The organism is Streptomyces sp. NPDC014623, from assembly GCF_043088245.1.
In the GTDB taxonomy this organism is placed as follows: Bacteria; Actinomycetota; Actinomycetes; order Streptomycetales; family Streptomycetaceae; genus Streptomyces.
On the sequence record NZ_JBIBZU010000023.1, the window covers coordinates 112,310 to 120,221 of the forward strand.

The window sequence follows — 7,912 nt, forward strand, 5'->3', positions numbered from 1 at the left end:
CGCGCGTGCACACGAGACCCCACTGTCTGTCAAGTCCCCAGGAGAGGAGGTGCCCCGTGTCCGACGAGTCCGACGACACCGGCGGCGGAACCCTGGTCCACGGTCCGTGGAGCGGCGATTCCACCTACACGCTGCCGTCGATCCCGGATTTCATCGACACTATTCCGCCGCCGGAAGACATTCCGGCGGCTCCCCCGGAGAGCCCGGAGGAGACCACGGTGGAACTTCCCGCGATTCCGGCCGCTCCCAATCCGGCTACGGCGCTGCGTTCCGAAGGAATTATCGCTCCGGAAGCCGATGAAGAAGGCGAATACGAGGAAGGGGAATACGTCCAGCCTCGTTCTCTCGCTGACCGCCTCGGTGACTGGCTGGAATTCCGACTGGAAATGGCGCGGTATAACCAGGAAAGCGAAGCGCCTTTCCGTGAGGCTGAAATAGCGCGGAAGGCCGCACTGCTGGAGGGCCGCACCGCGCAGGAAGTCGCGATCATGGAGCAGAACGGAAAGCTCCACGCCGCGATGATGAAAGCGAAGAGCGACAAGGCGGCGGCGCGCGGAAAGGCCGATGCCGACCGGATGAAGTCGCCCGGCTCCGGCCTGGGGGCGGACAAGGGCCGCTCGAAGGCCGGCGGTGGCGGCGGGTCCCCGCGCGGTGCGGGCGGCAGCGGCGGCGGGTCGTCCCGCAACGGCTCGGGGCCCGGCTCGAAAGGGCCCGGGTCGCGCGGCTCGAACTCCGGCGGCAGTGCCGGGCGTTCGGGGTCCGGGACGGGCGGTGGCGGCAAGGGCGGCCAGAAGGGCCCTGGCCGGTCCTCTGGCAGCCGTTTCACCGGTTCGGGGCGCACTGGGACCGGTGGGGGCTCGAAGGGCTCTCACAGCGGCTCTGGCGGCTCCGGCAAGGGCAGTAGCCACAAGGGCGACGGCGGCCGGGCGCAGCACAACAGCCCGGCGTCCAACGCCCGCGCGGAGCGGGCCCGCAGCCGCGCCGATCGTGCTGGAGCTCGTCAGGCCGGCCGTCAGGAGCGGCGCAGCGCCGGGCACAGCGCCGGCCTCGCCGAGCGGAGCAAGAACCGGGACCAGGCGCGCGCCAACCGGCAGCAGGAATGGGAGGGCCGCCGGGCGAAGAAGGCGGAGCAGAAGGCGGCACGGAAGGCGAAGCGGGAAGCCGCGGCGTCGGCCGACGCCGGCCGCACCACGCTGGGCGGGGCCCTCTCGGAGGAAGCCCAGCGCCGCTGGGACAAGCGCCGCGCCGACCAGGCGGCCGACAAGGCCAACGCGGAGAAGGCCGACCCCGAGAAAGTCAGCCTGACCAAGGACAAGGACGCCAAGGGAAAGAGCACCGACGGCACCGGCGGCAAGACCGCCGAGGAAGCCCCGGACGGGGCCTCCAGCGCCGGAAAGGACACCCCGGCGGCCGGTGAACCGGGCAAGGACGACAAGATCGCTGACGGGGCGTCTGGCGATGCGAAGAAGCGCCGCCGGTTCCGCCGTCGCACCGGCGGTTCAGGCCGGGCCGGACGAGAGGGCCGTACCCGCCGCACGGGCCGCACCGGACGTGCCGGTCGTACGGCGGGTACCGGTCGGCGTGGCCGGTCGGACCGGTCGACGGAGGGCCGGTTCGGGCCGAAGCCCGCCCCGACGGTGGAGTGGCCTGAGCACGAGACCCGCCCGCCGAAGCCCGCCGGCAAGAGCGAGGACAACATCGTCGACGCGGACATCGTCCCCGACCCGCCCGCGGCGGTGACGACCGGCGTCAAGGGCCTGCCGCCCGCGCCGGAGAAATACACCGAGCGTCCCGGTACCAGCCGACCCACCACGACGGACACGGAAGGGAGCAGCGTGAGCAGCGCATCAGTCAGCAAGCCGCCCACGCAGGGCAACTTGGCTGCCCAGCACCGCACCGACATCACGTTCGACGAGTTCTTGATGGCGATGGCGAACATCGCCCTCAAGGCCGCCTCCGACCAGGAGCGAGCCGAAGCACTGATGGAGGCGCTCGGCAGGGTTGCCAACGCGTTGCGGGAGATGGCCGCCGACCTGGTCGGCGACCACAACATCTCCACCGCCGTCACCGACCTGATCACCGACCTCGCCGACTCCGCGGGCCGGATGAAGGCGCAGGCGCAGCGGTGCGCGGAGCAGTGCGGCATCGCCAAGGAGGCGGCCATGCTCGCGGCCACCCAGGTCGCCCGCGTCTACGGCCAGGACATGGCCGCCAAGGAAGACGCCGGTCTGCAGCACGCGTCGGCCGCCGCCCACCACGACTAGAACCAGAAAGGGGATCTGCGCTGATGAGCGATCTCGTACGCCGCCCTGCCGGTGGGGCGCCCGCCCCGGCCGACGGCGACAACCGCTACAAGGCCGTGCAGGCCAAGCTGCGCAAGCTCGGCGCGGCCATGGACGACGCCACCCTTGAGCTGGAGGGCCTGCGGCGCAGTATGCAGGCCAACGCGACCCGCACCGAGGACGTCGCCCGCGACATCGAGAACGCCGGCCTGGACCGCCGGTTCGTGGAGGTGACCAATCTGGTCTCGGTCGCCCTGGGCGGCGCCGCGGTCGAGGTCCGGCGCCTGTGCGACACCGCGCAGGAGACCGCCGACCTCACCCATCAGAGCCGCCGCACCCACTCCACGCTCTACGGGGCGCTGGACGACATCCGCTCCAACCGGCGCGAGAAGACCCCCAGTCCCGGGTTCTTCGACCGCTGACCCCTCCCTCCCCTCCCCCGCCACGGGCGGCCCCGCAGACCTTGCGGGGCCGCCCGTCCCCGTTCTGTGAAGGAGCAGCTGGTGTCCACGCCGCGCAGTGTCGCGCTCGAGCGCCTCGCCTACACCCTCGCCGCGCCTGTGCTGGCTGTGGCCCCCAACCTCTACCCCGACAGTCCCGTCAACCAGATCGTCCAGCTCGCCGGCGCGGCCGGGCTCGGCGGGTGGATCCTGGCCGCCAAGAGCGACGTGCACGGTGCCGGACGCAAAATTCTGCGCTGGTCCCCGCTGGTCCTGGCCGCCGCCATCGACACCGTCGCCAAGACCACCACCGGCTTCGGCCCCTACGGGCTGGACGGGCTGCTCGCCGCAGGGTGGGCGGCGGCCGGTTACCTGGTGATGCCGTTCTCCCGGCACACCCGGCGCCGCCACCGCCCGGCCCTCGCAGCCCCGGCTGCGCAGCCGGCGCCCGCCGAAGCCCCCGAGCCGGTCGCGACGATCCCGGACGACGGCGCCGACCTGCTCACCCGCGAGGTGCGGATGCTGTGGGAGAACGCCGGAATGCCCGCCCGCACCCACGTCGTCAAGGCCACCCGGCATCCCGGTATGCGGCACGACATGACGATCCTGCTGCGCGCCTCGGAGACCGGACGGCCCATCACCGGCCTCACCGAGGCCGCGGTCGCCGCACCGTTCGCCGTGCCCTCCAGCGACGTCGTCCTGGCGGAGGTCGCCATCCAGCCCGGCCGCCAGGGCGGGCCGGGCTGGATGGAGGCCCGCATCACCCCCGACGCCAACCAGCGCCGCCGCACCAAGCCCACCGACCAGGAGAAGTGGACGGACCGGGTCGCCAGCTCCAAGGGCGGCGCCCCCGGCTCCGAGCTGGTCCACACCACCCGCGACAACGAGCGCGGCGTGACGTTCTACCGGGCGAGGATGGCCGACTCCACCGAGTCGCCGCGCATCGATCTGCCCAAGCTCTGCCGCGCCTTGGGCCTGCCCGAGGACGACAGCCGTGTCTTCGTGCTGGTCGAAGGGGCCGAGTTCCTGATCAGCGTGTTCGACACCCCGCCGCTGTCCCCGACGTTTCCCGCCACCCGGGAGCTACTCACCCCGGACGCCAGGGGCATGTATGTGTGCGGGTTCAGCATCACCGGCCAGCCGGTGCACAACTTCGTGTTCCAGCACGACAAGAACGCCGCCAAGCACGGCCTGGTCCTCGGTGTCACCCGCGGCGGCAAGACGCAGTTCTTCGCCGTCACCATGGTGGCCGAGTCCAACGCCGGACAGATCGTGTGGCTGTCGTCCTGCTTCAAGGACGAGAAGACAACCGCCCTCGGTGAGTACATCGACCGCCAGGGCATCACCCCGCTCTACATGGCCCGCCAGCTGCGCGCGGCCAAGGCCCTGTGCCAGATCCGGGCGGACATGCCGTGGGCGCACGACGGCAAGCCGCACGACTACAAGCCCGGCGACCCGCGCTGCCCCTACAAGCAGCTCAACGTCTACGCCGACGAGTTCATGACCGCGAGCCAGGACCCCGAGTACGGCGAGTTCATCCAGGCCGACGGTGACGCCCTGACTGTCATGGGCCTCAAGTACGGCATCGGATTCAACCCGGCCGGACAGAGCCCGTTCGCGCACAACGGATTCTCCACCGAGATGAAGGACAACCTCCGCCAGAACAGCCGGCCGGTCATCTTCAACATGGGTTCGCCCGGCGCCACCCGCAAGGCGGCGGAAGGCACCATGGAGAACGCCTACGACGTCCCGACCATCCCCGCCCGCTACGCCCCCAAGGAAGGCAGCGCGATCGAGCGGGCCATGGCCGGAGAGGCCGAACCCGAGAACGGTGTCTCCACCGGCGGTGTCGCCGTCGTGGTCCTCGACAATGGGCGGGCCGTCCTGATGAAGGCGCTGTACGTGGACTTCGACGACGACCTGGCCGACCTGTTCCCCAGCGAGATCAACCGGCTCACCGACTACGAGATCAGCGAGCTGACCAAGCTCGGTCTGTGGTTCGACTGGAGTGAGCCCGAGCCGAGGCCCGGTGAGTTCTGGCCCGAGCCCACGGACGACGACGACGGCGGCTCTCGCCGTCGCGGCGGGGGCGGCAAGGACGGTGGCGGCAAGCGCGGGCCGAAGTCCGGCAGCAGCCACGAGTCCCAGGTCACCTCACCCCGCCAGGCGCTGGAGGCCATCAAGAGCCTCAACAACGCCTGATCCATCACCGATGGGGTCGGCCTGCCCGAACACGACCGACCCCATCACTTGCCGGACTGCTCTCCAGCTTCTGACTACGCCTCCGTCCACGGCGGGTCCGGCGTGTAGTTGAGGCCGTCACAGAAGCGGCAGTGCCACTCCGAGGGGACCTCCCACCTGTCGACCCAGAAGCCGACCTGCTTGCCCACGAAGTAGTTGTCGCCGTCACACCACCCGCACTCGAAGACGAACTCCACCCGATCCCCTTCCCTGACACATGTTGCTTCGAGGATGCCCGGGGCGCAGGTGTCACAACTACCAGTTCACACAACCCCACCCCTTGTTGCATGACGCCGAAGGGCGCCGCCGGCGCCACCCCGGCGGCGCCCTTCGGCGTACCCCGCCTGGAGCCCCGATGCCCCACACCGCACCCGCCCCAGACCACCCCACCTCGAATACCCCGACCGCCACGGCACCCACCCCAGCGGCGGAACTGTCCCTCGAGGAACGCATGACCTTCGTCAACACGGCGATGAGCGTGCGACTGGAGGAGGCCGCCGTCGCCTACGAGGTCAACACCGCGCACATCGACACCGAGCCCGTCGACCTGGCCGACCTCCTCACCCTCCCGCTCACCCCGACCCTCCAGCCACCGCCCACCCCGTACCCGACGCCGGTCGCCGCCCTTCTGCAGCGAGCCCACCACCGCCTGCTCACCGGCGGCTGGTGCAAGAACGCCATGGTCGACGAGGACGGCGCCCTCTGCCTGTTCGGCGCGGTCCGCGCCGAGGCCCACCGCGACCTCGGACTGGAGATGTCCGCGATCTCCGTCCTGCTGGAGGCGATCCGCAGCCGGTTCGGTGACGGCTTCGAGTCCGTACCCGCCTTCAACGACTCCTGCAGTGACCGACAAACCCCCATACGGATTCTCGGCCAGGCCGCCGACCTCGCCCACGCCCGCGACCTGTAACCCCCACCCCGAGCCACCTGCCTCGCACCCGAACCCTCGCGGTCGGATGCGGGCCAGGCCGCCCGGCCACCCCACACACCCCACGCCCCGCCGACAGACCTTGTGCCGGCGGGGCGCAGCACTGCCCGCACACCCTTACCCGCCCGAACACGAAGGAGCCCCAGCCCATGGCACTCAGCAACCTCTTCACCCGCAGACCCGCCATCTCCGCCCTACCGGCGGAAGCCCCCGAGCCGAAGGTGTGGCCGGAGATCGGTGAGACGTGGAACCCCGAGGGCGTCAGCGTCGTCCAGCGGTACTACAACCAGGCCCACGCGGTCGTCCTGGTCTACACAGCGTGCGCGCGGTACAGGTGCGTCGTCGCCTGCTTGGGCTGCCACTTCACCAAGGCCCACAGCGCGGCGAGGAGCTATGACTGGATGGAGCTCTCCGAGGCTGCCGAAGCCGCCAACGAGCACGCGACCACCTGCCGGGCCCTGCCTCGCGACCTTCCCACCCGCCCGGGCGACGCCACCGTCCACAAGCTGCTGCACAAGCGGGCGCGTGAGTACCAGGACGGTGCCAAGGACAACGAGTTCCGGATCGACGCGCTGGACCTGGCCCGGCTCACCATCCAGCGGACCAACGTCTGGATCGAGGCCGCGCTGCGAAAGCTGGCCGACGAACAGCCGGACCTGCTGCTCCTCAGGACCAGCCACGAGGGGGGCGCTCCCCGGTTCTTCGTACGGCATTACACCCCGGTGAGCTGACAGGGAACCGCTCCGTACAGCTCGTGGACACCGCCCGCACCACGACCCCGCGCCCCGTCGACGCCCTTCGACGAGCTGCGGACCCCGCAGCACCCGCTGATTCCCCTCCACCACACGCACACGCATCCACCAAGAGAGCAGGGCTCACCATGGCAATCTTCCGCTTCGGCAACGGCAACCAGGTCGACTCCTCTACCGCGAGCGCGGACACCTTCCAGCAGGCCGCGGACGGCTCCCTCACCATCAACGGCGGCGTATTCGGGGGCACCAACCACGGCATCGCCGGGGGCGTCCACCGGTCCGGCGACGACCCCGTCGCGAAGGCGGAGCGACTCAAGGAAGCCGAGGAACTCGCCGCGGCCCGCGCCACAGCCGTGTGGCGGCGCTGGACAGCCAGTAGCTCACACAGGGCGGCCCACGCACTACGAGGACCGGACGCCCCTCCACCCCCGACAACAGACAACCAGGCCGCGCATTCAGGCCGACCCGTATTCACACAGGAGGACACATGATCACCCCCGAGGAAATCCAGGAGCAGCTGCGCAAGGCCGCCGAGGAGGAGCAGGAGGCCTCGCGGCGCCTGGCCGAGGAGATCGCCGCCGCCGCACGCAGGGACGGCGGCGCCTGACACCTGCGCCGCCTGACCACCACCCCCCACCGCGCCCCGCCGACGCACCGACGCCAGCGGGGCACGGTGTTACCCACCTACCTGCTGGAGGCGATCACTCGTGCTCATCCCCCGCCCGCGCCGCCGGACCGGCCGGCCCCGCCCGCAGCGCCCCGGTCCTCGCTACCCGCACCGCCCCGCCCGGCTCCCCGGCACCTGGAGCCGGTGATGCCGCGCCCTCGGAAGAAGGGGCGGCGCCGCGAGATCAAGAAGGTGCCGCGCAGCGACGCGACCCTGCCCGAGTTTGATCGTGGCGCCGTACCCGAGGGCCTCGTCACCCGGCGCACTTTGCGGGATATGGGACTGAGTCCCGGCGACAACGAGGGCCCGGTCGCGATCCTGCGGTGCCGACTGTGCGCGACCCGCCCGCAGTGGTCGTGCCGCCACCCCACCCGGGGCTTCCTTCTCCGGGTCGACCTGGCCCGGCCCAAGCGTGTCCCGACGCTGGCTCAGGAGCTGGCGCTGGACCGCGCGATGGCCGCCAGGAGCACCTGCTCCCGGTGCTCGCGCCGGTACTACTTCTGCCTCAAGTGGGCGATATTGCATCGGATGCAACATTCGCCATGGACGACACGGGCGGCCGTTGCTGGGAGGGAGCCACGCTACACCTGCCACGGTGCCGC

At 70.9% G+C, this 7,912-nt stretch carries 8 protein-coding genes; 7 read left to right on the forward strand and 1 reads right to left on the reverse strand.

Annotated features, from left to right (window positions below; genetic code table 11):
* Nucleotides 1-56 precede the first annotated feature (56 nt).
* From ACF1FZ_RS29675 to ACF1FZ_RS29685, 3 genes are all read left to right on the forward strand, one after another.
* Nucleotides 57-2,264, forward strand: coding sequence for an ATP/GTP-binding protein (locus ACF1FZ_RS29675; protein WP_391776483.1), 2,208 nt, complete (start codon nt 57-59; stop codon nt 2,262-2,264).
* Between the two features lie 23 nt (nt 2,265-2,287).
* Nucleotides 2,288-2,704, forward strand: coding sequence for a conjugal transfer protein TraB (locus tag ACF1FZ_RS29680; RefSeq protein ID WP_391776484.1), 417 nt, complete (start codon nt 2,288-2,290; stop codon nt 2,702-2,704).
* Between the two features lie 81 nt (nt 2,705-2,785).
* Nucleotides 2,786-4,924 carry a chromosome segregation protein ParM gene (locus ACF1FZ_RS29685; protein WP_391776485.1) on the forward strand — a complete coding sequence of 713 codons (2,139 nt, stop codon included), beginning with the start codon at nt 2,786-2,788 and terminating at the stop codon, nt 4,922-4,924.
* A gap of 74 nt (nt 4,925-4,998) precedes the next feature.
* Here ACF1FZ_RS29685 and ACF1FZ_RS29690 read toward each other — a convergent pair whose 3' ends face one another.
* Nucleotides 4,999-5,160 carry a hypothetical protein gene (locus ACF1FZ_RS29690; protein ID WP_391776486.1) on the reverse strand — a complete coding sequence of 54 codons (162 nt, stop codon included), beginning with the start codon at nt 5,158-5,160 and terminating at the stop codon, nt 4,999-5,001.
* Between the two features lie 254 nt (nt 5,161-5,414).
* On the opposite strand from ACF1FZ_RS29690, the gene ACF1FZ_RS29695 reads away from it, so the two are divergent.
* The 4 genes from ACF1FZ_RS29695 to ACF1FZ_RS29710 all read left to right on the forward strand — a co-directional run.
* Nucleotides 5,415-5,873, forward strand: a complete 459-nt coding sequence (locus ACF1FZ_RS29695; RefSeq protein ID WP_391776487.1) for a hypothetical protein — start codon at nt 5,415-5,417, stop codon at nt 5,871-5,873.
* A 167-nt stretch (nt 5,874-6,040) separates the two neighbouring features.
* On the forward strand, nt 6,041-6,622 hold the full coding sequence (locus ACF1FZ_RS29700) for a hypothetical protein (protein ID WP_391776488.1): 582 nt from the start codon (nt 6,041-6,043) through the stop codon (nt 6,620-6,622).
* A gap of 149 nt (nt 6,623-6,771) precedes the next feature.
* Complete coding sequence (locus ACF1FZ_RS29705; protein WP_391776489.1) at nt 6,772-7,134, forward strand: hypothetical protein; 363 nt, start codon at nt 6,772-6,774, stop codon at nt 7,132-7,134.
* A 323-nt stretch (nt 7,135-7,457) separates the two neighbouring features.
* A partial coding sequence (locus tag ACF1FZ_RS29710) for an RRQRL motif-containing zinc-binding protein (protein WP_391776490.1) occupies nt 7,458-7,912 on the forward strand: 455 nt, incomplete at its 3' end.

What these genes read in the sequence shown, in the direction of transcription:
- ACF1FZ_RS29680 (WP_391776484.1), top strand. Translation starts at nt 2,288, where the DNA reads ATGAGCGATCTCGTACGCCGCCCTGCCGGTGGGGCGCCCGCCCCGGCC.
- ACF1FZ_RS29695 (WP_391776487.1), top strand. Translation starts at nt 5,415, where the DNA reads ATGACCTTCGTCAACACGGCGATGAGCGTGCGACTGGAGGAGGCCGCC.
- ACF1FZ_RS29700 (WP_391776488.1), top strand. Translation starts at nt 6,041, where the DNA reads ATGGCACTCAGCAACCTCTTCACCCGCAGACCCGCCATCTCCGCCCTA.
- ACF1FZ_RS29705 (WP_391776489.1), top strand. Translation starts at nt 6,772, where the DNA reads ATGGCAATCTTCCGCTTCGGCAACGGCAACCAGGTCGACTCCTCTACC.